Genomic DNA, 23,483 nt, shown 5'->3' on the forward strand with positions numbered 1-23,483 from the left:
CCCACTGAAATTAAACTGGACTGCTTTGTTGTTTGAGAGCATTGTGGCTGCTTTCGCAGCCAAAAACACACAACACCAGTGATTGACTTAAATTATTGTTTTGAAATTTAACATTTCATGAAACGCTCTGCCAAATTAAGAGCAAGAAATATAGAAGATTGAAGTTAGCAACTTTATAGACCCAGCTCCTTAGTTTAGCTTCGGCGCTTCTTCAGAGCCTTGAAGTATTCGTCCAAAGCATTCACATCTTTCTCAAATTCACTCGCGCGAGGACAATCAACTGCCAAACCAGTTGCGTTGTCATGACCGCACATGTAAGTACTGCATTTAGACATCGCAGCATTGATAATATCATTGTCTTCAGAGGTCACGTCGTCGACGATCTCTTTCAAGCTTTGAGTTTTAACTGCGCGACCAAATCGCTCAACAACTTTTCCCAGTAGCCACTCTTCAACAAGACGCTCATAAGTTTCACGCATCAAACCGTAGGCATGCTTTACTCTCCATTCATACTCAAAATTACCTGATGCTTCCATCTTTTTGAGTTGAGGCGCCAAATTCTTCAGTTCAGCAACTCGAGCTTTAGTATTCTTGACATCCCAGGGTGGCTCTCGGAAAGGGTAACCGGCTACATTCCCTAATTTACGAATAGAAACCACTTCCAAAGGAGCCTGAGCTACCCCTGTTGATTCCTCTAACATCTTTAAGAAAGACATATCGTGAGTGAACACAATCACCTGACGCGTTAAAGCTTCTTGAGCGATGCGATCAGCGAACAAGCGACGCCATCTGTGATCGAGTGAGTTAATTGGGTCATCAAAGATAATGGCTGATTTTCTGTTATCTACAGTAAGCTCAGCCAAGAAACCAGCGAGGGCAATACACTTTTGCTCCCCTTCACTTGCAACATCAGTGATCCCGTTGGTCTTATCTGTAAGACGAATCTTGAGCATTTGCTTGCCACGATGTCCACGAGTAACGGTACCTACATCAAAGTTGTCAAAGCCCAGCTTCTCTAGTTCCGCTCTGAATGCATCCTGCAGAACACCTACGGCACCACTATTCGCGATAGCGTTGGCTTGAGTGGTGATCGACGTAGACTGACAAGAGTTACCAAGACTATTGTATAGAGTGAGAGTTTGCAGACGAGCAATTTCACTCATTACGTTTTGTTTAGCTGTAGTGAAGGCCTTTCTGTCCTCAAGCTCTTGGATCTGAGCTTCCATGTCTGCAATCTTCTTAGCTAAACCTTCATTCGTTGCAACTTCAGATTCTTTCTTCTTCCAAGAGGCGATCTGAGCAGCAATCCAGTCAACAGCCTTGAAGTCAACCTTTATAGCAGTAAAGTCCGGTTCAATCTTAACTAGGTTGTCGCGAAGAATTTCGAGGCTTGCATTCAGTGCGATGATGCTTTCCGCACACTCTGCACTGTGGTCTCGGATCTTGCTTAGTGCCAGTTCATATGGCTTTAGTTCGAAGTTGAGTGTCTTCAGGTTCGCAATGTATGTGTCAAACGTTCTTTTCGCTTGTTTGGCTTCTACCTGAGTTTGATCTTTCAAATAGTCGTCAAATGATTTCAGCTTAGTTGCAGTTTTGCCTGAAATAGGTTGGAGGCATGTTGGACATGGTGACCCTTCAGGTGGTGGAAATGCTAACTTGCTGTTATGAGTTTGAACAAATGTCTTAACGTGGGACCACATCTGCGCCCATTCTTGTGAACAGATGCCGGCAAGGTCATGACCATCAACAGCCTGACTGCGAGCTAACTCCGCAGCGCCTTGCTTTGTTTTGTAATCATCATAGGAAGCCTTGATTAAGTTGAAGTGCTCTTGATCTAACTTCTCTTTCAGTTTCTCCAAATGAGTAAGCAATGGCTGTAGACCCTTGCACTTGTCACTGTAACCTTTGCGAAGCTGCTCAGGAGTACTGGTTCTGAGTTTCGCTAGTTCTTCAATGAGAACAGGGATCGATGCTTCTGCTTCTTTATCGATGCAAAGTGCGTCAACATCTTCAGGCTTTGTGTTAGCTGACAATGCTGAAACAAAAGCAAGAACCTCACCACCAGGTTTAAAGGTCGGCAGTGGGGTAGATTGAACAAACGGTTTCTTCTCGTTATCGTTTTCAGCGCGCACAAACTCACAGGCGCGCATAAGCTGGGCCAAGAGCTTCATTCCAACAGGCTTGTACTCAATAGCATCTTCACCCGAAATATAGTGAGCAGCAGATGTGTTGTCGAAGACACGAATAGACTTTAGGTCTTCACGTGGGGCGGCAGATAGAGCCCACTCGACATCATGTTGTTCTTCGACTACGGCAATCGAGAGTTCAGCTGAAGGGTCTCCAGATCTCTCATTATAAATATTAGATAGGATTTGAGGTGTATCACCGCGAGTTAAGCAGGCGTTCTTGAGGATTTTTGCATAACTCGACTTACCAGAGCCGTTGTCACCATACACCGCAGTCAGACCTTCGGTTTTGAATTCCAACAAGGCATCAGAAACCAATGCGGATACATGGTTCACTTTGCCAATACTCTTCAGATTTACAGCCTGTCCTTCCTCACCAAAGCCAGTAAGGTCTAGTGGCGCAATGCAGTCTGAGTATGATTCGTCCTGAGCCTCTAGACCATGTTCCATTTTGGCGATAGTGAAAAGGAGTTTTAAATCATCCCACCCTAGTTCGCCTTTCTCAGCAGCTAATCTGATCGCATGACGCCACCAAAGGTTCTTTTTTAATTTGTTAGCCCAGCTAACAACGCTTTCAATCGACATATTACTCTCTACATTGCCCAAAGTTTCTTACGCTACCGCTCGGTGCCTAACGGCACATAAAGAGCTATCGCTGTCTAAATTATTAAACGTAACTGTACCATAAAGCACATAATTTAAGACTTGACTGTAGTCACATAGAAATGGCATTGGTTATCGATAAAACTCTCGGCAATTGACTGAATTTACAGGGGGAAAAGATTAGTTTTAATATTGAAAGACCCGTGTTCTGTAAGGTAGGCAAAGAATAGGAATAAATCGAAATGGGGCATAAACGTCTTAGAAATGGCAGCTTACCGATGTGATCAGTGCCATTTTAGTATGAGGCTTCATTACTCTCCCACAAACGGGCCGAAAAGCGCAGCTTTTGGACGTCTAGCTAACGAAGTGAGTGATAGTTGAGCGCCTTGTTAGCCACTCCGTTAACTAGTATTTGAGGGTATTAGAAATAAAAGTTTCGTATCTCTTTTTATGCGATTTTTTCAAGTGTCGATCTAAATGGAGACACTGAATTTTGCAGAAAGGGCAAGCAACCCAGGCTGTTGGTTTGGCTTTAGGTGCTGATTTTTTTTGCCTTGCTTTGCATTTTCGGGGCGGCCTTCTTTCTGCAAGCTCCCCAGCTCCAACTGCTCCTCGTGACTCACTTATAACGTCGATATATCCCCACCCGCCACATTTGAAGCAAGACGGGTTATTCCCTTGACAGGTACAGGGTTCTTTCATGAACTCATTTGCCATAATCAATGCTTCCTGCAGGTGTGCCTAAAGCCCTATTAAATTGTGAGCAACGCAATACCGAAGCTACTGCATTCTACCTTCAACACTAAAACCAAGGCATACTAAAAATGCCATGCTTTGCGAATCACTCTTAAACAGTTCGTTATGTGTATGACCCAAAGCTTTCCAAAATACAATTTTCTAGCTCTTTCTTCTTCATCAGAGTCTTGTGATTACGAGTTTTAAACCTGATACCAAAAGAGATAAAGTGATGAAAAATAATGAGATGACTTCTATTTTTTGACCAGATGACGCACTCATCTTCTGCGATAACCCATGATTTTGAGTTGGATTCTAAATCTTTAATTGGATTACTAGAAAATTTGCTTTCATAATTCTGAGCAAAACTTGAATGAACCTGTTTATTGAAGAAGCGAATATGCATAACGTCTCGCTTTTCGTTGAATATTCGTTGATGCTTTAGAAAATAGAGACCTTTACCAAAAAACGTTGCATAGTCGATCAGCTCTTGACCATAAATAGGCATTTTTGCTTCAACGTGTTCGCCCACCTCTACCGCACTATCATACATTTCCCAAAGGCGATTCGGCAAGCTATTACGTTTAGTGAAAGCTCGAACTAGTGCTTTCACTGCTAGCTCATTATCACTGGACTGACAGCGGGCAATCAGGCCAAATATTTCATCCAATGTACCTTTTTCTGAGTTGCACTTACGACAGGCATAGAAATCACCCTCACCGTTGTTTCTCTTTCGCGTTAGAGCTGTATTAGGAACAAGATGCTCAACAGAGCGGCTGTTGTTCAGGTTCTCGCCTTTTACCATTGCCGTTGAACAATAAGGACAAATACTGTTTGCGATCAATTTGTTAGTTCCTCTATACACATAACATTTGTATAGTGCGCACACGCGTATATTGGGGAAAACGTGCATGCATTTTCATTAAACCTATTATTTAATTATTGCAGAGGAAAAGCTATCGAATTATCAACACCCTACAAGAGTATTGCTGGATAATCGTGCACAAAAATGAACAAAGTGAGCATTAGTATTGATATTGAATCGTAAGCGATCAATGACTGATATTTATCGATTAGTAAAAGTAGGCCAACAGGATCCCCACAGTTCTTTCCTGATTATTGCCTGTAACTTATAAAGGGGGCATAAGGGATTTAGAAATGGCAGCGTTCCTATGTGAGCGCTACCATTCTAGTATGAGACTTTAATACTCGTGATTGAGACTTTATTCCTCTCCCACATAAATACCTTCCAAGCATCCTCTTAATCCGGCTTCTCACTAACTGTTGAGTCCATATTGAATGCTTTACGTATAGCAACGTCAGAGTCCACATCAGCTTGAGAAGGCTTCACTGGATATGTCATTTTCAAAGGAATGATCGCTAAACCAACACCAAAAATCGCCCCCCACAAAAGCCATGATGAATGTAGGCTTGGCTCCATAAATGAAACTAGATACATCATGCCACAACACACAATAATGCCAATAATTAACACCGTTGGCAGTTCCTGACGTAACCAGTTGCGTCTTTGCTCATTCCATGTATCTAATCGTTGCTCTAAATTTTGAATTTTCTGCGGCTTCATGAATTTCCCCTTAGAAACGATTTAACTCAGCAAATCGTTTGTCATATGAACTTGCTATCCAATGAACAACGAACGACGCAAGTAACCAATTTACTTTGCTACATATTTTCAATCCCTAACAATCACTTGAAGGCGTATAGGCTTGCCTACCGCATATAGTTTTCTTTCTCTGCCAATTACTTTCTGTGCACTCACGGACCCATGCGATAGTTCCATTCATTTCAGCAACTTCACGCAACTTTATGGCAGCATCATAATCTACAAGAACACACGAAAGATGATTGCAAGATTTATCGTAGAATTGTTTACCATATATTTTCAATTTTGGCGGTAAGAACTCAATCGGCAACCCTAATGAGGGTGATCCATTATTGGCTCTCTCTAGATCTTTTGTTGTATCTTCAAACCAAACAACATATTTCGACATCCCCCCCCACTCACAAATACTATCCAATTTATTCAGAACAAGCTTTGGCTTACGTTTTTTGTTAACCACAAAGCGGATAAAGAATCCCAGACCCACTGCTAACGAGAGCTGAATGAGTGTTTCAAAACTTAATGTAGGTAGCTCACCTAGCCCTATGATCAGCATCGTGATAAGAGCACCTAGCAACATCAAAAGTGTATCTTGTATAAATTTTTTCATAATTTTCTCGTACTCAGCTTCGTATGATAATTTTCAGTTGTTTAAATTGCCCTATTGACACTTTAAACAAATGCAATCCCTAATCTATTACAATTCTCTATGAATCTTGCACCAAAAAAATCAAGTTGCTCCTCATTTGGGACTAGAAACTTAAATCGCTCATCAAAGCCATCTCCATTCATATACATAGCTGTCATACCTTGCCCAAGTGATACTGATTTCGACTTAAACCCAACTTTTTCAAAGAACCCTTTACTGTTAGGGAATGCCTCTAGGGTTATTGGTTCGCATCCATTCGTGCTGATAACGTGTGCTATAAGCTGGCGACCCAATCCTTGTTCTCTCGATGATTTCACAACAGACATGATGTGAAGATACCGAGCAGATCTATCTGTACCGTATTTGTCCAAAATAAAACAAAAAGCATATAAATAATTCTCCTTATGCAATATATGCAGCTCACCAAATTCTTCTAAAAAACACAAAAAAATCTCTGTGAAAAATTTCTGCTGGATTTCAAGCGAAATATTCCCCATAGCGGCTACCGCCATAGTAAGTAGCTCCTCAGCATCCTCTACCCCAACTGTCCCTTTACGCACCACAGTATGCTCAAACATTAGAATTGCCTTATTAATGGTGTAAAATAATTTGATCTTCGCGGATTCTATCTTTCAAATTAATGAGTCACCGGAACACACCAACTCTCGCGGCGCCCTTTCCACTGCCGGCCTAAACCTTCACTAATTAGAGTATTAGCGAGGTCAACGCCATCAATTGTAACCTTAGCCAATACCCGATGATATGAATCGCCACTATTTCACTAGACAACTTTGAGCTTCATTAAAATACTGACGTTCATACTCTAACGGTGATAAGCCATGATTGGAACTATGCTGCCGTTTAGGGTTATAAAACATCTCAATATAATTAAAAATATCACTTTTAGCCGCTTCTCTTGTCGAATAGATCTTCCGTTTGATCCGCTCACGCTTTAACAGCTGAAAGAAGCTCTCTGCCACAGCATTATCATGACAATTACCACGTCGACTCATGCTGCCTTCCAATCCATGTGCAGTAAGAAATTCACTCCAGTCATGGCTAGTATATTGGCTTCCCTGATCTGAATGGACTAACACTTTACCTGTGGGCTTACGGCGCCATACGGCCATTAAAAGCGCGTCTAATGCCAGTTCTTTGGTTATTCTGCTGCCCATCGACCAACCAATAATACGACGAGAAAATAAGTCCATCACTGCACCAAGATATAACCAACCTTCATGTGTTTTGATGTAGGTAATATCGGTTACCCAAGCCATATTGGGGGCCGATGGATTAAATTGCCGCTCTAAACGATTTGGCGTCACTACATGCTGTTCTCCGCCACGAGCACGAGGTTTTCGATATCCAACCTGCGCTCTGAGTCCTGCTCGTTGCATGAGCCGATGTACTCGATTAATCCCGCATTGCTCGCCAATATCCCGCATATCACGGTGGATTTTACGATATCCATAAACTCCACCAGATTCGAGCCAACTCTGCTTAAGCTGCCCTGTAAGCCGTTCATTATCCTTCTGCCGCTTTGATTTAGGGCTGAGTCTCCATGCGTAATACCCGCTCGGATGAACATCAAACAGCTGACAAAGTTGTCGCACTGAATGGCTGTGGTGATGCTCTTGAATAAAGGCGTATCTTACTCGGGGTGGCTTGCGAAGTACGCCGCGGCTTTTTTTAACAAGTCACGTTCTTCAGTGACACGCTTGAGCTCTTTCTGTAGCCGTCGAATCTCGGCTGACTCTTCAGACTTTTGCAAATGTTCTTCTGAATCGGGGCCGTAGCGTTTAATCCAGGCATAAAGACTGTGGGTGGTTGTTCCTAAACGCTGAGCAACATCAGCAACAGAATGGCCAGCAACGGTAACTTGCTTAACAGCTTCGATTTTAAATTCTTCGGGATAACGTTTGTGGTTCATAGACACCTCTTTTGGGTTAGTTTATCTAACTAAAAGGTGTCTAGGAAATCGGTGGCGATTCAATATTTTTCCTCACCGACATCACTTAATTGAATTACCTTAGCATTCATCAGCAACGACTTTGTAAAATCTCTAGCACGCAAAGCAGCATCTTTCTCGTAACTGCACTGCCCCTTAATTTCAGGCGTGTCGACTCCGCGAACTCGAATTTTTTGATCTTTGGTCTCATTTGGTAGGATAGCGCGAAATGTATCTCCATCGTAAACAGAAACCACTTTCTTAACAGTGATGATGCCTGAGTCAACTGCATGGGCGCCAGTGATCATAAATAATATTGAAATAGCTAGTAATGATATATACCTCATTGCCACCCCGACTTAAGGCTATTGTGGGAAAGTATAAAATTTTGTTTAAGAGATAAACCACTCTAAACCGAATCGAATAAGCTGCAACAGGTCCATCTACAGAACTGTTTATCATTACAAATTACTCTATAAACTATTTTTATGTGACAACGGCATGTTGTAGGTGAGTAATAGATTCCGTGGTTATTGATGCGTTTTAAATTTGAGAGCACAAACATTTCGTTTGGTAACTAACAAAGCGTCAGGATCAGGTGTTATTCGCCAGACTTTATAGCTAAAAGGTGGATCGTCATTAAGATTCTCATCAGGGATAACATCTGAAAATTGTTCAGCTATACTTGGCATCCAGCATTCGTACAACTCAACTTCGATTGGCGACCACTCAGGTAAGTCCCGATTACTGCCCAGTTCGGGAGGTAATTGAGAGACTACCCACTGTTTAAACAATAACGGGCTTTCAAACCCAGCAACACCAACTGTAGATGCTATCCCCAAGGACTCAAAAATATGCATACCAGCCCAACCAAGATTATCAATGATGATCCCATTGGAAAATGCGCCTATCTGTATTCGGTTATTTAGCAGATCAAAGGTTTCCATTCCAACCCCAACATATTGTGTAATTTGGATCCAAAACGGCTACTACATATAGTGTTTGTGTTTGTGGCCGTTACCGATTTTCCGTTGTTGTTCATCGATTCATATTTACAATGCATGCCATATTTCTCAATGAATGCTCTTTCTGTAGGACAATCTCACTTTCTGTATTTTGTAGGTCTGTATAAATATTAGTAATAGATTCAGGTAAAACTCTCACTAAAACAGCAACATCAAACAAAATTTTTTCTCGATAGTCACTTTCAATAAGTTGCAAAACATATCCGTTTTTATGCAGTGCAAATCTCATAGCAGTTGGCAGATTTGTTGTCCAGCATTCATGAGATTTCTTAATGTTTTGTTTTACGGAGCAAGACCTAAGAACTGTTTCTGGCGATGTTTCCCCGCGAAAAATACTCTTACAGGTATTTGTATCGGACTGTCTTTTTAAAGATCTGTAGGCTAGTGACAAGCTACCTATATCCGATTCGTATTGAGCCTGATCAACCCACATATATTGTCCCCATCGAATTAAGGGTTCAATGAAACTAAATTCTTCCAACAAAATCTTATCCAAAATAAATCCTGCAAACTGACAATTAACACGCTCAACACCCGAAGGGCTAAAATATTGCTATGGTGTTACCACCCAACCATCGGATGCTCTGCTTTTTTTATGCGGATTGAAATCTGTTCTGCTTAGAGGTGGTTGCCCTCATGGATGGGACAATACTGACCTGTTAATCGCTTCCAGTTGTCTGGTGAGGTGCAGCGACCACCCCGAACGCTACCCCGACAATGATAACCACGCTTTGTCAGGGCCGAACAATAAACGTTATAGTCATCGGCCACGCATTGATTGTATTCGTTTAGCGTTAACCCAAAATGTTGTGCATACAACGCTTTTGGGTTTTCAAAAAAAAGGGCTAAATCAGCAGGAGTCGCTTCATGAATTTCAAGACCTGTATTGTTGGGTATCTTTATAGTGAAATCGACCCCCTGAAATGATAGTTTTTGCAACAGATTTAACTCATTTTCAGTCATGCAAATATTCCCCTTTACTCTTGAGATTACTTCCCTGGTTCAATTTTCATTGAACACTGACTACACCCGCCATGCCCTAGTGTGGTCTTTTCCACAAACTGAGCATTTGTAGCATTCCCACTCAAAACCATCGCCAGAGTGACCACCTCGTGAAACTAACTTCCACTGGTGAAATCCAAATAAACACTTTAATCTTAAGATCATCTAATCATCTTCCGAAATTATCTAAATCTGTGTTGTGGTGTCGGATAGAAAGAACAACAAGTAAGCGATCATCGCCCGATGAATAGTTACTGCAACCGAAACCAACTGGTACTACATGTCCCCCCACACGCCGGTAAGCACTTCAAGGTAATCACCTATTTTCAGGGGGGGTGGCATACTCTCACTAACCCAGGTCAATATCTTTTTCGTCCGGCATTTCAGCAGTAATTGACATAGGTAAAGAATTTAAGCGTAGCAGCATCGAGGTCACTTGTGCTCACTACAACTTTTTAGGTTTGCCAAACATGCCGATATTCCATTGCGTTCGTTAAATAGCTTCAAACTACTGAAGAGGCCATGCAGCAGAAAAAATCCGATTCACAGCTTCGTACATCGTATTTCCGTCAGCTTCTTGATAATTGAAATTATTAACAAATGTTGAGAATGTAAGTTCAAGGCCATTTTCGTCAGACCAAACACTAAATGCATAAGCAGTAGCAATTGCTTTTTTATGGAAACCTACTCGCGCTTCCTGAGCAGATTTTTCTTCACGTCGTTGCTGAATGATGGCGATTTCTTCTGGTGATAATTCAAACATCTGACTCTCCGCTCCTTGCGTAATATCTCGCTACTAGCGACAGAGGCCAAGCATAAGATTTAATTGTCAGGTCAGTTTTTCGAACAACCTCAGCTAGTTTATCAAAGCCGTTTGAGTTTGCGCACTCTTCAATAGATATAGGTGCCTTAAACTCACTATTTGTCTGTTCAATTGGCCCTCCGATAAGACAAGCTTTCGTAAATTCATCAACGCTCAGCTGGCGCTCTTTATCTCCATCAGCCCACTGTTGAAGAGCTGCCGCCCTGACATCAGTTTGAGTGTGGATCAGTTGCCCGAATTGCCCGATTCCTGCTGACAGCAACATTAATAGGCCTACCAGAACGGTAATACAGACTATTTTCGCATTTTGCATTTCGCTTTCCATTATTTTTGTTGGCTTGTCACTAATCAATGAGCAAAGTGGCTCAAAGAACATCAGTTAACTATCGTGATTGAAACATTAATCGGAATTGGCATTTTTTGTCCCAAACAGTAAGAGCGTTGTCTTTTGAATCAAATTTGAATGAAGTATAGCGAGGTTTAAATTCAGAATGTGCAAGGCCAAAGCCTCTGGCGATGTGGTCTGCCAGTGAAACACTTGGTCCAGAGTTGGCGAAGTGATTCGAATGCATCGTAACTATGACATTGCCATCGGCCTTACCCTTAATGCTCAGTGTGGCATCGAGGTTGGCATGTGGAACGGTAGCCGTGTTAATACCGTTATAATGAGCACAACGTTTCAGCTCATTGATGTTCAGGTGTTCAGCTTGCGGTTGATTCATGAGCCCCCCCTAATTAAGATGTTTATGCCATGCGTTCACGGCTTGTTTCATTTACTTACAAATTTCACTTTAGTTACTTATTCTTGCTTTAGGAGAGGAAAAAAGTTGTATCCTTGGGGTGATTTGTTCGCCTCTTATTACTCTACAACAATTCCTAATAAAGATACTAAGAACTATTTATTATCATTTTTGAGATAAAGCGAAATAAAAACAACAATCACAGAACTAACAAAAAATATACTCGGAAAAATAAGCCCAGAGAGTAAACCATCTAGAAACTTTGGGTTGAAAAATATAAAGGCAGTGAAGTAGATGATTGGTATAATGAAGTAAATAGCAACTCTGTATAGAGCAACGTTCAAAAAGCTAGTGATAAATCTTATTAAAGGATAAAGGAATAAGATTCCAGCCATCCAATATGTAAAATTTACCGATGAATTAGATATCATGTCAAAAGGTGTGCTGTTATACATACATCTCTCTGTCAAATCTGGTTAGCTTTAAGAAATTCGTTATCAACTTCCTTGCGGGGCCAAGGCTATGGAAGTCTCGCAACACTTTCACCGAAATCTAAACAAAAGAAAGTTTAGAGGCTCTTACTGTCACGAAGAGTCAAGTAACCATTCGTCAATAACACTGTACACATTACTGATAAAGCTCCAATAATTGCTTTGGAAAGTGTGTCTCCGGACAGCATGGTCAATAGATCACTCCCAACCCCAATCATACCTAAACCAAAGTAGCAAATCGGTACAATGAGAATACCGCCTGACAGTAGAGATAACATACCTGGTTGCATCAATTTTCACCTTTATTATCTAATATCTAGTTAAGACCAATTATACCGTTAATATAGAGGCGTTTCCCGTTTAAGGTTAACGCTATAAGTAACTATTTAACGAGCGCATGATTCTCTCAAACTGAGCATCGCTGATGTTAGAGCCATCACCATTGGCCAACTCTACAATTTGACTAACACAGAGGCCTGCATTACTTAAATACTCCCACTGATTCTGCACATCCTCAATAGTTATTAATCGAGCCGAGTCGTTAAACGCAGTACCACTTAAGACAGCCAGTCGTACCCTAGTGGCTCTATCTAACTTGCCATGGAGCACTACAAACGGTATAGCCATTTTATGTTACCTATCTAACAAATTACTCTTTAATTGCCTTCACTGTCGTTAACGATGGCTGCTTTCAGTTTATCCAACAGTTCCACGCCCTGGTCTACACTCCACTCACACACATGCTTATTCACATCACATGAGCGCTCAATTTCCGATTTATCATGCAACCAATTGCTTTTAAGAATATCGAGTTCCCGCAAAGCTAGAGCTCGATCATCGTTCGAAATGGCAGATCCAACCCCAACAAAATTATGCAGCATATCAGTAAGCCACATAGCAGCTCGCGGTGTATCAGGGTTATCAATCGAACTCCTGTTGTATGCTGTATTCATTCGTGCTGATACAGCCACTCGGGATATAAATACAAGTAATTCACCTAACTCTTTTTGCATCTTATTTTCCGCTTAGTTGTAGCCACATTTCTTCTCTTGACGCTCGATGTACTGATAGCGCATTTCAACCGGATCAAACTCAGTCCCGTTCTGGTGATTAAAATGCCGTACTTCACATTCCAGCATGTTGTCCCAATCAGTAATTTCACTGTGGCCGTGTTCTTCGGTGTAATCGCGGTCTGCGCTTGCCATTTGAGCGAATAGAGCATTTTCCAGCGTTATTTCTGGTTCCCCAAACGAATCACAATCCGTATCTGAATACTCAGACTCAATGAGATCTGTATCTGGCATTTTGGGCTTTTTCATGAGTGAATTTCCGCTATTCATTTTCATTTTCAATGAGCAATGCGCAGTTAATAAGCATGTTAGCAATTGCTCTGCATTCAGTCGCTGTCAGATCAACACCTTGAGAGTTCTCAATGTCATCACTATTTGGCTTCAAGCACTCGATATTGAGCCTTGCGAGTCCCTTTAATGAATCTTCAGCAGTCACTTTATAGCCAAATTCTTGGTTACGTTCTTGGCTGGTGATATCACCAACATATATAAACTGAGAAATAATACCCACAATAGCCACCATATTTTGTGTTTTATCAGCGGTAGGAACCACAACATTTTGTGATTGTGGCCGTGTCCGAAATTCCGTTAATGCTTTTCAAAAATGTGGAACACTAAAGAACCGCTGCATAAGAGAGCTGTACCGACAAAGGTCAAATTTATATCAGGTACAACGTGCCCCGTGCCAAAGCCAACGAAATCACGCTTTACTTTTTTTGCATCTGGATCTACTAACGCCCACAAACAAATTTTATCGCCCTGCTCTCTGACACTAAGCAGTTGCGCGTTCTCTGGTATTTCAATTGTGCATTCTGGCTCTAGTGTAAATTTCCAAATTGTCTTTGGCATTTTTAATTTCCGTTAATTGACTGTGTTAATTGGTTCTAGTAGTTTTCATGTGCAAGACAACGAGTAGAAGCCCTAACGTCAATTCCGCTACAATTAAAAAAAATTGAATTGGAAACGCAAGACCATCAAACTCTGAGCGAAACCTAACTAAGAAGTAGCCAGCCAGTATCGACAGTACAGTTAAAAGAATTGAGTATTTTGCATTGAATAACTTCTCTAGCATTTGGACTTTCCGTTACTGTTAAGTTACTTATTCCGACCAATAGGGAGTGACACTATAATCAGCAGCAGTACACCTGCTGGATACCATAGGGAAAATACTGCAAAGGCGTCAATTATAGGCAACTCAGGAACCGAAGGAAGTATGGAGGTCAGTATCATTAACCCAAATACAGTGCTAATTATACGCAGCACATAGGGCCTAACACGTAATGCATAACCATCATCCCTTGCAGCTTGATAGTAACTTCGCAAATCACGCCCTGAAATAGCTTGCAGTTGCCGTTCCGATAACGCATCAGTCCAACCGAACCATCGTTTAAACATCGACCAGCGCAATAATTCAGGCGTCAAAAGGATCATTGATACTACGATAACAACCCCCCATGCAATGACAGACCCAACATCTATTCTCGCGGATTTGTCGATCACAGTAGCCAAAATAACAGGAGATGTAAGCGACCAAATTAGTGCAATTTGCTGACTTAGGGTTAATTTCAAGGTCATGCCTAGATTCCGTTGTTATTTATGGTGCTATTTTAGCGCTCGTATAGCGCCGATGATCGGTGCTAACAAAATAGGTGGAACTAAAATAATTGGGTGAAAGAGATCGCCCAAGCTCATTTGTCCGTCAGTTAAGAACAACGCAAGTCCAACCATGGCTAGAAACCCGATTAATGCAGTTTGCAAGGCATTACGCCAGAAAACATGCTTATCAAACCTTAATCGTTCATCATCAATATTCAATTCTGAATTTCCGCTATTCATTTTCATTTTCAATGAGCAATGCGCAGTTAATAAGCATGTTAGCAATTGCTCTGCATTCAGTCGCTGTCAGATCAACACCTTGAGAGTTCTCAATGTCATCACTATTTGGCTTCAAGCACTCGATATTGAGCCTTGCGAGTCCCTTTAATGAATCTTCAGCAGTCACTTTATAGCCAAATTCTTGGTTACGTTCTTGGCTGGTGATATCACCAACATATATAAACTGAGAAATAATACCCACAATAGCCACCATATTTTGTGTTTTATGAGCGGTAGGAACCACAACATTTTGTGATTGTGGCCGTGTCCGATTTTCCGAGTTAAAAAAATACCGCTGGATTTACGCCGAAGCGCTGAGCCAGCTTAGAAATGTGTTCTTTGGTCAGGTTCTTTTTTCCAGCCAATACCTGCGACACCATACTTTTTTTGCCGATTTCAGCTTCAAAGTCTGTGGTATTCAGTCCGTTCTGATCCATCAGCACTTTTAACGTGGCAACTGCTGGATCAAGTTCAGCCTGTCTACTGTTGAACATATCGAACCGAAGTGATTCATCCTCATAACGCGCTATAACGTTGCTCAGGGCTTCAATAACCACGAGATTCGCGTCATAGTCATCTAACAGTTCTTCCATCAGTTCAAGTGCTTGCTGATGTTCTGCTGCGTTGCTAATGCCAGCCAGCAAAGGCACATTCGACATAATGTTACCCGCCAGTTTTGTTAATTCGGCTACAGCTAACATTGGAGCCTCCTATTTTCTATACTTCTTACAAAGCGCATCGTACTCACTGTGGGAAACGATATGCTTTACATAAATCCGATTGTGTACGAACTCGATAAACGCCAGCATTCTTAAGTTATTGCCGCCGATGTCGATAATCCACCACTTATCCTTGTACTTAAAATTGTCCAATGAACCAAAAACCGCCCTAAGCTCTTGTGGGGTTTTAAAGTCACCACGTTTTAGCACGTTGTATGTGCTTTCAATCGCTGAGGCATCGTTTGGAAACTTCTTAATTGCATCAGCAAAAGGCTTTCTTGATATTACGTGCATTTACACTCCGTTTACTATAGGTAAACCTTATCAAATATGGTCATGGTTTACAATGGGTAAACCAGTTAAGTTGAACTTTTCTAGTTAAACTCGGGTAATGTCTTCGTAAACCGTTAACCAACACTAGCTGGAATTCCATCACATATAGCAATTTAGATCCATTCGATTGAGCACATTTGCTTGATTCTGGATTGCTGGATCACAACATAATCAATAGTCGTTTCGGCGCTGGCGTGTCCAAGTATTCGCGCCACATTCTCAATTGGCACGCCGCTTAAAACAGCATTTGTACACAACGACTTACGTCCAGTGTGTGACGAGGCTGATGGTAGACCACATTTCTTATAAATCTCGCGCATAGCCTGTTCTAGCGAGTCACAAGCCCAATATTCCCGTATCTCGCCCGAGTCGAGTATTCGCGGCTTAGGTTGTAGCGAATATGGAGCACCGCGAACCGTGTAGAGAAAGCGCGATGTAGGGAGTAGCCCTTGGTAATCAGCACAGCCAGATACGCCCCACTTTTTTACTAAGCGATACTCAATCCATTCTTGGATAATGGTTCTCGATGTTTTATTGGTAAGCCAGATTGTACGGGGCTTCAAAAATTTGCAGATGTTTGCTGGCAGGTTGACTTCATCCCGAATTTTGCCATTAGCAAACAGAATATGCTCAGTTTTGAGTAGTGCCATTTCGGTAACGCGCAAAGCGGCATGAGAAAGCACAACAGCACAGCGTTTACCTTGGCAGTGCGGCATGAGTTGGCAGGTTTTCAGGACTCGTTGAATTTGTGCGGGGGTTAGTGCGTCAGCGCGGCTCATTGTCTGTATTTCCCTTGTTTGTTGGAATATGCAGACAATGCGATTAATTCACTGCCTAACCAGTGTAACACAGCACCAGAGCAGGCTTTCACGGAAAGCAATATACTTACCAGCAAGAGAGTCTTTTGCTTACCACTCTAAATATCATTTGATACATAGCAAAACCACATTAAAAAACCTAACACATTGAAAAGCCAGAGCATAAAGCTATTCATTTGTATCAATTGATACTAATCATGGCTAATTTCCTTCTCTTAACGATTTATCACTTACAAGGCCATTTAACACCATTTGGTGTTAAATGAAATTTGATATAACACTAAATGGTGTTAAATCGACCCTACTTCTGGTTATTTCAGTGTCACCGATGAATTGTATGATACGTTTTGTATTACTCGTTTCCGAGTTCAGCCAGCCTACGGCCATGCAAAACGGAAAACAATATACTTACCAGCAAGAGAGTCTTTTGCTTACCACTCTAAATATCATTTGATACATAGCAAAACCACATTAAAAAACCTAACACATTGAAAAGCCAGAGCATAAAGCTATTCATTTGTATCAATTGATACTAATCATGGCTAATTTCCTTCTCTTAACGATTTATCACTTACAAGGCCATTTAACACCATTTGGTGTTAAATGAAATTTGATATAACACTAAATGGTGTTAAATCGACCCTACTTCTGGTTATTTCAGTGTCACCGATGAATTGTATGATACGTTTTGTATTACTCGTTTCCGAGTTCAGCCAGCCTACGGCCATGCAAAACGGAAAACAAAAATATTAGCAAAGACCACTAGAAAATGAATAGGTTAATCTCCATATGAATTGTATGGCAAATTCGCCATGTAGATCTAACTTCGTTTAGGAGGCTTTATGGCTTGGAGTGATAATATTGGAGACTGTTTTGGGTTAGTCGATAAAAAATTTGGTTTGCATCCCTCAGATGCTCTTTCTGCATCCAAACTACTAACTAAAGCACAAGCTGAAGGTGTGGGCTTTGCCGAATTTGTAGAAACAATTAAGCAGTGGATGATTGATCAGGGTTGTTCTTCTGCTCATATTGCGGAACAGTTAGTTCGCATCAACGACTTAAGCACTTATTTTTTAAAGGATTAAAACATGAAACAGTGCCCACAATGCGGTTCTCATAATATAGAAAAAGAAGAATGGCGTGACGCTGTACCGGATGCAGTAAAAATAGGCGGTTCATCTGCATTCGGTAAAACAGGTGATCTGATATGTATAGATTGTCGCTACACCAGTTCCCCAAGCTCGTTTGAACCCAAAAAGCCCAAATAGCCCCCACTTAGAAAAAAACCAGCTTCGGTTGGTTTTTTCTTTTATTCATCGTTTCCGAGTTCGGCCAGCCGCCACCGAAAACAAATAAAGTTACTTATGTCTATTGAATATCTGTGAGTTAACCACCATATGAAACGTAAGGGAAACCTACCTTAGCACTCATAAATAGGACACAGCATGAAACATCATTTTTTGCTAACTTATAGCGTTCATCCAGTCGATTCGGGCGACTCGCAGGACGTAGAAAAAGCCAACAAGGTTAGAAACGATATAGCTAAAATTGAAGCGTGGGAAAAGCTTGATAATGTAGAAACTGTGTTCACTGGAGATATGTCACTGCACGGTGAAAATTTAGCCAAGCGTAGACTGGCACGGATTACAGTCGAAGAATTATTTGTTCCCATTTTAGAGAACCATCGAGCAAGCAAATATTATGTTAAGATTAGTTGCGCTCTAATGGTTGATGGTCTAGGTCAACCCATTATTTTTAATGTTGAAAATTAATACAAATTTATCGCGGTTGTTTTTTCTCAAAAAACGCGCCATTCGACCGATTTTCATTGTTTCCGAGTTTGGCCAGTATACGGCTATGCGCCACTGAAAACTGTTACGCTTTAACCGTCGGTATATCAGACCATTTAGTCGTATATTGCGGTGACAGAAACTCGCGGCGCATAGCCCGATTCTGATTACTCCCCTGCGCTGCAATAAACAACACATCACGGCCATAGCGATTATTCAAACTATCAAAGATTTTCATTAAATTTGGACCTCTCTTTGACGCAGTAAATAAGTTATATTGCGGTGACGTTTTAGGACAACGTTCAATCAGGCTCGCAGCACGACCAAACCAGGTCGAGCTAGGATGCTCAACAAGCAACTGACAAGAATAAGGGTTAATTGAACCTGATCCGCTGCAGGACTTGGAAAACTCGAAATTCCCGCACTCGCATGACATATTATGAGTTTCATACTCCCAAATTACTGTATAAATAATCAGTGATGATATCAATGTTTATAAAAAATTTGAAAATTTAGATCATGCCTTGTGAGTGAGTAATAAAAATTCTATTCTGAACAATTAAGTACCCCTGCTCGTACCCTTTTTGAAGAAACATGACCGAAATTCAAAACTGATTGATGTTCCATCTGGTGCTTGATAGAAGAAAGTAATTATGAACCTCATCCCCTTTGGTTTACGCAGTGATGGTGTATATATCGATGTGGAAATTGCAACTCGGGGTAAGTCCTGCGATTGTGTTTGCCCATCGTGCGGCATAGCTTTACTCGCCCGGCTGGGCGAGGTTAATGCCCCCCACTTTGCCCATGACTGCAAAGAAGGAAGTAAGGAAGAAATTGAGGCTTGTAAATTCTCGTTCTATATCTCAGTGCGCTACATGCTTAAGCAGCTGTTTAAGGAGCAATGCCTGTTAATGTTGCCGCCTCTTGATGTTGACCTGGGTGGCGAAAATCATGTCATTACTAAAAACACTAGAATCACCTATGAACTGAAGGATTTAACGCAAGATACCTATATTAATGATGTGAAGTTTGACATGGTTATAGCGGTATCTGAACGTAAATTATGCCTTTACATATCCCACCCGGGGCGCCCAGCGCCAATATATGATGACTTACGAAAAGACAATCAAACGGCTGTGTTAGAGCTAGAATTAATTCATTTCGCGAAGGTATTCAGCGAATCACACAGGCTAAAATCGGCTAAACAGTTGCTGCTGGATTGGGTTGAGTCATCTATCAAGGGGAAGCATTGGATCTACAATCCCAGACGCAGCGAATGGCTTGAGTATCAACGAACTAAAGAAAAACCTGCCGAATCACCCAAGTCCACATTTGACAGAATTAAAGAGCAGATTGCTAAGACGGAGACCTGCAAATATCACTGTGTATTTTGTAAATTGGATTTTGAAGGCAGTTCGTTACTCAACCGCTGCCCAAAGTGTAATGACTATTTGTGTGTTATACGAAAACATCTTAATAGCGTCACATCCACTGCTGTCAAAGGAAAGTACCGCTATCGATGATAACAATGCCGTTGTTAGAGGAGTGAAATCGTATAATTGAGAGGGTTAAACCATGATTTCCTGCCAGTGTCTAAACTTCTTACCCAAAACCAATCTTCAGACTTAAGGTGTTCTGGTAAGTTCTCAATAATTTTGTGTTGTCCATCGTCAGTAATCACTTTATCTGGTTTAGTTAATACTTCAAACTCACGACGTCGCTCTTGAAATTCAACTAGAGAACCGTCTAAATCCTCAAATGAATATGCTTCTGAAACTGCTAAATATTTTTTGCCAATTTGCATAATTTTCAACCTTTATTGATTGTTCTTACAAGAGCTGTGGGACAGTATTTTGTATCCTTGGGGGGTGATTTGTTCACCCCTTATTGCTCACTTACAAGAGCTTATAATGAAGGACTTTAACATTTGGGAGCACGATTGAGTCACTGAAGAACTCACTGTTGAAATGGCGTAGAAAGTAATTAATCGTCACGCGGTGTTTACCACCAGCCAAGTAATACTTTCCATCCAGTTTTGCTAGCCAAACTCCGGCATCTTTGGGCCAATTGTCATCACAAAAATACTTCTGTGATTCCTCGAGACGCTTTAAGTAATCCGGCATTCTTGAGTTACTATGGCCATCTAATAATTCTCCCCAACTAATAGCTGAAACCATCGTAAATTCATGGCCTACTATTAGCGAGTATGGGACCGTTTCGCGGGTAACCTCACAATTGTGCTTTTCAATTTTCCACCCCATTTCAATTTCAATGTCGAATAGATTCCGCAATACAAAGTCACTCAGCGGAGCGGGTTGAATAGCATTTAACTCTCTCAGATTCGATTTCAATTCTTTATTCCTTGCATGTGTCACCGGCGTTTATCGTCTATTAGGAATTAACAAACGCTGCCGCGGCTTTAATCTCTGGAAATACCTGACAATTATTATCGCTTTTAGTGATGCGACGAGTGTTTGGTTCATCGTAGGGTTTCATAACCTGCATTTAGGAGTTCCGCCGCAGCTCCGCGGCAATCCATGTTTTTGCTTGTCCTCCCCACTTACTTACATGATAGTTTAAGTTAAAATATTTTAGCATCGGTTATGTTGAGACTTATCATTTGGTGTTAATGTCTTCCTCAGAATTACATTTGGAAATCTTTTGCTCAGGACTAAACAATGTTACGTGAGATGTTCAACTTCAATAGTGCTAGTGAAACTGTGAAAACCTATGTATTACGCCTACGCCGTGCCAAGCACATGGAAACTTTGGAAGTGATGGTTGAGCGCCTGGAGGCAGATGCAAAAAACGCCGATGAACGCGCCGACATAGCCCATGCATATAGCATTAGGGAGATGGAGATCTCTAACAGTATTGACTAAGCTTAAGTAATCACTTATGGCAAATGAAGGCTGGTTAGCCGTAATTAGTTTAGGGGTAACCTTAACGTTATTATCGCTATTGCGCGACAGGGTATTTTCCAACATTGGGCGTGGTTTGTTGTTTCGTCTTTATGCGGCCCCGGGTGTATTTGTCCATGAACTCAGTCATGCTCTTACTGCAATTCTGGTTCGGTTTACTATTACCCAAATATCCTTTTTCTCACCACAGCCTGACGGCACACTTGGCTTTGTGCAGTACCAGTACCGACCATCGATAATTAGCCCTGTGTTACGTTTATTCGTCGGAATAGCCCCGCTTTTCGGCGGTTATGCTGTTGTGTGCATACTTAATTGGTTATTCCAGGCGCCAGCCATCATTGACTTGTCTGCACTGTATAATTTCGCCGTTGGTGAACCGATGCGGTTTGGAGCTTGGATGTATTTCACTTCTTCAGTCGTGGCTAATGCCGTACCAAGCAAGGTTGATTTGAATAACAGCTATATTGCTCTGTATTGCCTGTGTTTTGTGATTGGAACTCTACCGCTCAGTTACACCCCTCTATTTAATTTGCTAGGTCCTATCATGGCATTATGCTTGTTTGTAGTGTTACTCTTTGCTGTAGCGTTATCTGGAGTATATTTCTGGAGACAGCTTTCAAACATCAACATGTGGCCACGTTAGTAATCGTTACCGGTGATCTACAAATTTCGAAACTAGTGCCGAGTAAAACTAACTCAAATAGGAGTGTTATTCGATGCAAACCGAGCCACGTATTCATCACCTCTATGTAGCGACCGCGAGATACCTTTTTGCTCACCCCAAACACGGTATCGTTAAAATCCTTGATCCAATTACACTCAGTGACGCCAAGCGTTACCAACTAAGCCCTATTTTGCTTTACGGTCTCACAGTCGCAGGCCTACCCATTCGCTGGATGACATTTACACCATTTGACGCGCCTATAGCAATTATAGATTTCTTGACCACAGCTTGGGAGCACGCCATAGGGTTAAGGGGCGTGCCTGATATTTTGCTCGTCAACAAGTATCTGCATGAAGCTTGCCCGTTTCTCGCCGAAGCACTGCAACTACTTGGCGTAGAACTGCAAGTTACTGCGCCTAATGATAGATCACACCCAGGCTCACTAAGGTCTGCGCAAGAAAGTGCGCAATATATCTCCATGACAGCGAGTTCGGCTCCGCCCCAACCGCAAGAAACACCTTTTGATACCTTATCTCGTTATGCGAAAGATGATCATCTACTAAATGTCCGAATCGCGCCAAGTTATCACAGCGGTAAAGAGGCATTTAAAATCATGCAATGGCTACAGCAACCAATTCATCCCTTGAGCGCACCACTCAATGACACCGAACTCGATTGGCAAACTGGAGATTGGTTGTCGTCGTGGGAAAAGTCGCTACCAGAATCCGGGCCTCGCTATTTCAAGAGAGATTCAATTGACAACTTCATGTGGTTAATGAGCGGCACGAACGCTGACTATATCGAACTGAGCGATGATGACGAATATGAACACAGCGATAACACTGCAGAACTGATAAAAATGCTTCTCGCAAATTGGCCAGGCAAGATGGTTGATATTGCCAAGCTATGCAACATTACTCTAAAAGAGCTTAATTGGTATCTCGGAAGCGCTGCAACATTGCCACCAGCCTCCTTATTTCAGCTAAAGCGAATCCTTGGCATTGGGATAGAGCTTGAATACCTACTTCAAACAATCAATGGACCTTACGTCTTGATGGCCAACAAACCAAAAGCGCTCGAAGATTTCTACAACGAATATACAAACGGTGGTAATGCAAGCGCTTTCGAAATTATCCCTGACAATGCACATGCCGACCCAAGTTACCGTTATATGTTGATTTGCCCTTACAGCAAACTGCCTAGCTTACTGATGGTGCCGCGGGGTTCATCAATTGCAGACCGTATTCCTGATCTATTGTTTAACTACGAAGGCGTTAGGCGTGTTGGCGCAAAACTTTATCGAGAAGCAGTGAGTACCTGTGCGGCAGTTGCAGTAAACCCTACGAACAACATTGCTATCATGTCAGAATTCACTTCGAGATATTCCTTCGAAGAGTAATACTGAACTAACATCTAATTCTATTGCCGGCCACTTGAAAATATCAATTCTGAAGCAGGCTTAAACGCAAA

General features: G+C 41.6%; 34 protein-coding genes. 7 read left to right on the forward strand and 27 right to left on the reverse strand.

All coding sequences use genetic code 11. The annotated features are described in order from the left end of the window. Positions 1–194 precede the first annotated feature (194 nt). The 24 genes from KXJ80_RS00085 to KXJ80_RS00205 all read right to left on the reverse strand — a co-directional run bounded on the left by KXJ80_RS00085 (position 195) and on the right by KXJ80_RS00205 (position 16,599). Entirely contained in the window at positions 195–2,771 is a 2,577-nt protein-coding gene (locus KXJ80_RS00085; RefSeq protein ID WP_259474355.1) for an AAA family ATPase, read from the reverse strand. 877 nt (positions 2,772–3,648) lie between these two features. Next, positions 3,649–4,368, reverse strand: coding sequence for a hypothetical protein (locus tag KXJ80_RS00095; protein WP_259474356.1), 720 nt, complete (start codon positions 4,366–4,368; stop codon positions 3,649–3,651). A 417-nt stretch (positions 4,369–4,785) separates the two neighbouring features. Then, positions 4,786–5,109, reverse strand: coding sequence for a hypothetical protein (locus KXJ80_RS00100; RefSeq protein WP_259474357.1), 324 nt, complete (start codon positions 5,107–5,109; stop codon positions 4,786–4,788). Positions 5,110–5,224: 115 nt separating this feature from the next. After that, complete coding sequence (locus KXJ80_RS00105; protein WP_259474358.1) at positions 5,225–5,755, reverse strand: hypothetical protein; 531 nt, start codon at positions 5,753–5,755, stop codon at positions 5,225–5,227. 62 nt (positions 5,756–5,817) lie between these two features. Then, complete coding sequence (locus KXJ80_RS00110) at positions 5,818–6,372, reverse strand: GNAT family N-acetyltransferase (protein WP_259474359.1); 555 nt, start codon at positions 6,370–6,372, stop codon at positions 5,818–5,820. Between the two features lie 195 nt (positions 6,373–6,567). Then, positions 6,568–7,724, reverse strand: a protein-coding gene (locus KXJ80_RS00115) for an IS3 family transposase (protein ID WP_208658999.1) whose coding sequence is annotated in 2 segments (ribosomal slippage) — positions 6,568–7,487 and positions 7,487–7,724 — 1,158 coding nt in all. Because the reading frame shifts where the segments join, the coding sequence is not laid out codon by codon here. 59 nt (positions 7,725–7,783) lie between these two features. Then, positions 7,784–8,089, reverse strand: a complete 306-nt coding sequence (locus KXJ80_RS00120) for a thermonuclease family protein (protein ID WP_259474360.1) — start codon at positions 8,087–8,089, stop codon at positions 7,784–7,786. 183 nt (positions 8,090–8,272) lie between these two features. Further along, on the reverse strand, positions 8,273–8,689 hold the full coding sequence (locus KXJ80_RS00125) for a hypothetical protein (protein WP_259474361.1): 417 nt from the start codon (positions 8,687–8,689) through the stop codon (positions 8,273–8,275). A gap of 91 nt (positions 8,690–8,780) precedes the next feature. Then, entirely contained in the window at positions 8,781–9,263 is a 483-nt protein-coding gene (locus tag KXJ80_RS00130) for a hypothetical protein (RefSeq protein WP_259474362.1), read from the reverse strand. 122 nt (positions 9,264–9,385) lie between these two features. Further along, on the reverse strand, positions 9,386–9,730 hold the full coding sequence (locus KXJ80_RS00135) for a hypothetical protein (RefSeq protein ID WP_069455592.1): 345 nt from the start codon (positions 9,728–9,730) through the stop codon (positions 9,386–9,388). Between the two features lie 547 nt (positions 9,731–10,277). After that, positions 10,278–10,532: a hypothetical protein gene (locus tag KXJ80_RS00140; RefSeq protein WP_069455593.1), complete on the reverse strand. Its 255-nt coding sequence runs from the start codon at positions 10,530–10,532 to the stop codon at positions 10,278–10,280. Beyond that, the gene (locus KXJ80_RS00145; RefSeq protein WP_069455594.1) at positions 10,525–10,905 is read right to left on the reverse strand and encodes a hypothetical protein; all 381 of its coding nucleotides are present in this window, start codon (positions 10,903–10,905) and stop codon (positions 10,525–10,527) included. Before KXJ80_RS00145 ends, KXJ80_RS00140 begins: the two co-directional genes overlap by 8 nt. Before the next feature lie 70 nt (positions 10,906–10,975). Then, positions 10,976–11,314, reverse strand: a complete 339-nt coding sequence (locus KXJ80_RS00150) for a hypothetical protein (RefSeq protein ID WP_259474363.1) — start codon at positions 11,312–11,314, stop codon at positions 10,976–10,978. An 881-nt stretch (positions 11,315–12,195) separates the two neighbouring features. Further along, positions 12,196–12,450: a hypothetical protein gene (locus tag KXJ80_RS00155; protein WP_069455598.1), complete on the reverse strand. Its 255-nt coding sequence runs from the start codon at positions 12,448–12,450 to the stop codon at positions 12,196–12,198. Between the two features lie 29 nt (positions 12,451–12,479). Next, positions 12,480–12,836 carry a hypothetical protein gene (locus tag KXJ80_RS00160; protein ID WP_259474364.1) on the reverse strand — a complete coding sequence of 119 codons (357 nt, stop codon included), beginning with the start codon at positions 12,834–12,836 and terminating at the stop codon, positions 12,480–12,482. 12 nt (positions 12,837–12,848) lie between these two features. Further along, positions 12,849–13,142 (reverse strand): hypothetical protein, encoded by a 294-nt coding sequence (locus KXJ80_RS00165; RefSeq protein ID WP_219640048.1) that lies wholly within the window; start codon positions 13,140–13,142, stop codon positions 12,849–12,851. Positions 13,143–13,155: 13 nt separating this feature from the next. Continuing rightward, positions 13,156–13,404 carry a hypothetical protein gene (locus tag KXJ80_RS00170; protein ID WP_139122718.1) on the reverse strand — a complete coding sequence of 83 codons (249 nt, stop codon included), beginning with the start codon at positions 13,402–13,404 and terminating at the stop codon, positions 13,156–13,158. Between the two features lie 77 nt (positions 13,405–13,481). Next, positions 13,482–13,742: a DUF7352 domain-containing protein gene (locus tag KXJ80_RS00175; protein WP_259474365.1), complete on the reverse strand. Its 261-nt coding sequence runs from the start codon at positions 13,740–13,742 to the stop codon at positions 13,482–13,484. A 246-nt stretch (positions 13,743–13,988) separates the two neighbouring features. Next, positions 13,989–14,468, reverse strand: a complete 480-nt coding sequence (locus KXJ80_RS00180; RefSeq protein WP_259474366.1) for a transposase — start codon at positions 14,466–14,468, stop codon at positions 13,989–13,991. A 27-nt stretch (positions 14,469–14,495) separates the two neighbouring features. Continuing rightward, positions 14,496–14,729, reverse strand: coding sequence for a hypothetical protein (locus KXJ80_RS00185; protein ID WP_259474367.1), 234 nt, complete (start codon positions 14,727–14,729; stop codon positions 14,496–14,498). Next, positions 14,722–14,970 (reverse strand): hypothetical protein, encoded by a 249-nt coding sequence (locus KXJ80_RS00190; RefSeq protein WP_139122718.1) that lies wholly within the window; start codon positions 14,968–14,970, stop codon positions 14,722–14,724. The genes KXJ80_RS00185 and KXJ80_RS00190 overlap by 8 nt, the downstream gene beginning before the upstream one ends. 79 nt (positions 14,971–15,049) lie before the next feature. Next, positions 15,050–15,469 carry a helix-turn-helix domain-containing protein gene (locus tag KXJ80_RS00195; RefSeq protein ID WP_259474368.1) on the reverse strand — a complete coding sequence of 140 codons (420 nt, stop codon included), beginning with the start codon at positions 15,467–15,469 and terminating at the stop codon, positions 15,050–15,052. A gap of 9 nt (positions 15,470–15,478) precedes the next feature. Beyond that, positions 15,479–15,781, reverse strand: a complete 303-nt coding sequence (locus KXJ80_RS00200; RefSeq protein ID WP_259474369.1) for a type II toxin-antitoxin system HigB family toxin — start codon at positions 15,779–15,781, stop codon at positions 15,479–15,481. Positions 15,782–15,933: 152 nt separating this feature from the next. After that, positions 15,934–16,599, reverse strand: coding sequence for a tyrosine-type recombinase/integrase (locus tag KXJ80_RS00205; RefSeq protein WP_259474370.1), 666 nt, complete (start codon positions 16,597–16,599; stop codon positions 15,934–15,936). Between the two features lie 881 nt (positions 16,600–17,480). On the opposite strand from KXJ80_RS00205, the gene KXJ80_RS00210 reads away from it, so the two are divergent. The 3 genes from KXJ80_RS00210 to KXJ80_RS00220 all read left to right on the forward strand — a co-directional run bounded on the left by KXJ80_RS00210 (position 17,481) and on the right by KXJ80_RS00220 (position 18,410). Next, positions 17,481–17,723: a hypothetical protein gene (locus KXJ80_RS00210; RefSeq protein WP_259474371.1), complete on the forward strand. Its 243-nt coding sequence runs from the start codon at positions 17,481–17,483 to the stop codon at positions 17,721–17,723. Positions 17,724–17,726: 3 nt separating this feature from the next. Continuing rightward, entirely contained in the window at positions 17,727–17,906 is a 180-nt protein-coding gene (locus KXJ80_RS00215; protein WP_259474372.1) for a hypothetical protein, read from the forward strand. Positions 17,907–18,083: 177 nt separating this feature from the next. Further along, the gene (locus KXJ80_RS00220; protein ID WP_259474373.1) at positions 18,084–18,410 is read left to right on the forward strand and encodes a hypothetical protein; all 327 of its coding nucleotides are present in this window, start codon (positions 18,084–18,086) and stop codon (positions 18,408–18,410) included. A gap of 103 nt (positions 18,411–18,513) precedes the next feature. Here the strand turns inward: KXJ80_RS00220 and KXJ80_RS00225 are convergent, their stop codons facing one another. Then, positions 18,514–18,666 (reverse strand): DUF4113 domain-containing protein, encoded by a 153-nt coding sequence (locus KXJ80_RS00225; protein WP_259474374.1) that lies wholly within the window; start codon positions 18,664–18,666, stop codon positions 18,514–18,516. Between the two features lie 415 nt (positions 18,667–19,081). Between KXJ80_RS00225 and KXJ80_RS00230 the strand changes: the two genes are divergently transcribed. Further along, on the forward strand, positions 19,082–19,951 hold the full coding sequence (locus KXJ80_RS00230; protein ID WP_259474375.1) for a competence protein CoiA family protein: 870 nt from the start codon (positions 19,082–19,084) through the stop codon (positions 19,949–19,951). 14 nt (positions 19,952–19,965) lie between these two features. Here the strand turns inward: KXJ80_RS00230 and KXJ80_RS00235 are convergent, their stop codons facing one another. Together KXJ80_RS00235 and KXJ80_RS00240 are read right to left on the reverse strand one after the other, a co-directional pair. Then, positions 19,966–20,232 carry a hypothetical protein gene (locus KXJ80_RS00235; RefSeq protein WP_259474376.1) on the reverse strand — a complete coding sequence of 89 codons (267 nt, stop codon included), beginning with the start codon at positions 20,230–20,232 and terminating at the stop codon, positions 19,966–19,968. A 91-nt stretch (positions 20,233–20,323) separates the two neighbouring features. Continuing rightward, the gene (locus KXJ80_RS00240; RefSeq protein WP_259474377.1) at positions 20,324–20,779 is read right to left on the reverse strand and encodes a hypothetical protein; all 456 of its coding nucleotides are present in this window, start codon (positions 20,777–20,779) and stop codon (positions 20,324–20,326) included. A gap of 327 nt (positions 20,780–21,106) precedes the next feature. Between KXJ80_RS00240 and KXJ80_RS00245 the strand changes: the two genes are divergently transcribed. The 3 genes from KXJ80_RS00245 (at position 21,107) to KXJ80_RS00255 (ending at position 23,412) form a co-directional block, all read left to right on the forward strand. After that, positions 21,107–21,310: a hypothetical protein gene (locus KXJ80_RS00245; RefSeq protein WP_259474378.1), complete on the forward strand. Its 204-nt coding sequence runs from the start codon at positions 21,107–21,109 to the stop codon at positions 21,308–21,310. Positions 21,311–21,326: 16 nt separating this feature from the next. After that, positions 21,327–21,992, forward strand: a complete 666-nt coding sequence (locus KXJ80_RS00250; RefSeq protein ID WP_259474379.1) for a hypothetical protein — start codon at positions 21,327–21,329, stop codon at positions 21,990–21,992. 73 nt (positions 21,993–22,065) lie between these two features. After that, complete coding sequence (locus KXJ80_RS00255; protein ID WP_259474380.1) at positions 22,066–23,412, forward strand: hypothetical protein; 1,347 nt, start codon at positions 22,066–22,068, stop codon at positions 23,410–23,412. The last annotated feature ends 71 nt before the right edge of the window (positions 23,413–23,483 follow it).

Source organism: Shewanella xiamenensis (assembly GCF_024971755.1).
Taxonomy (GTDB): Bacteria; Pseudomonadota; Gammaproteobacteria; order Enterobacterales; family Shewanellaceae; genus Shewanella; species Shewanella xiamenensis.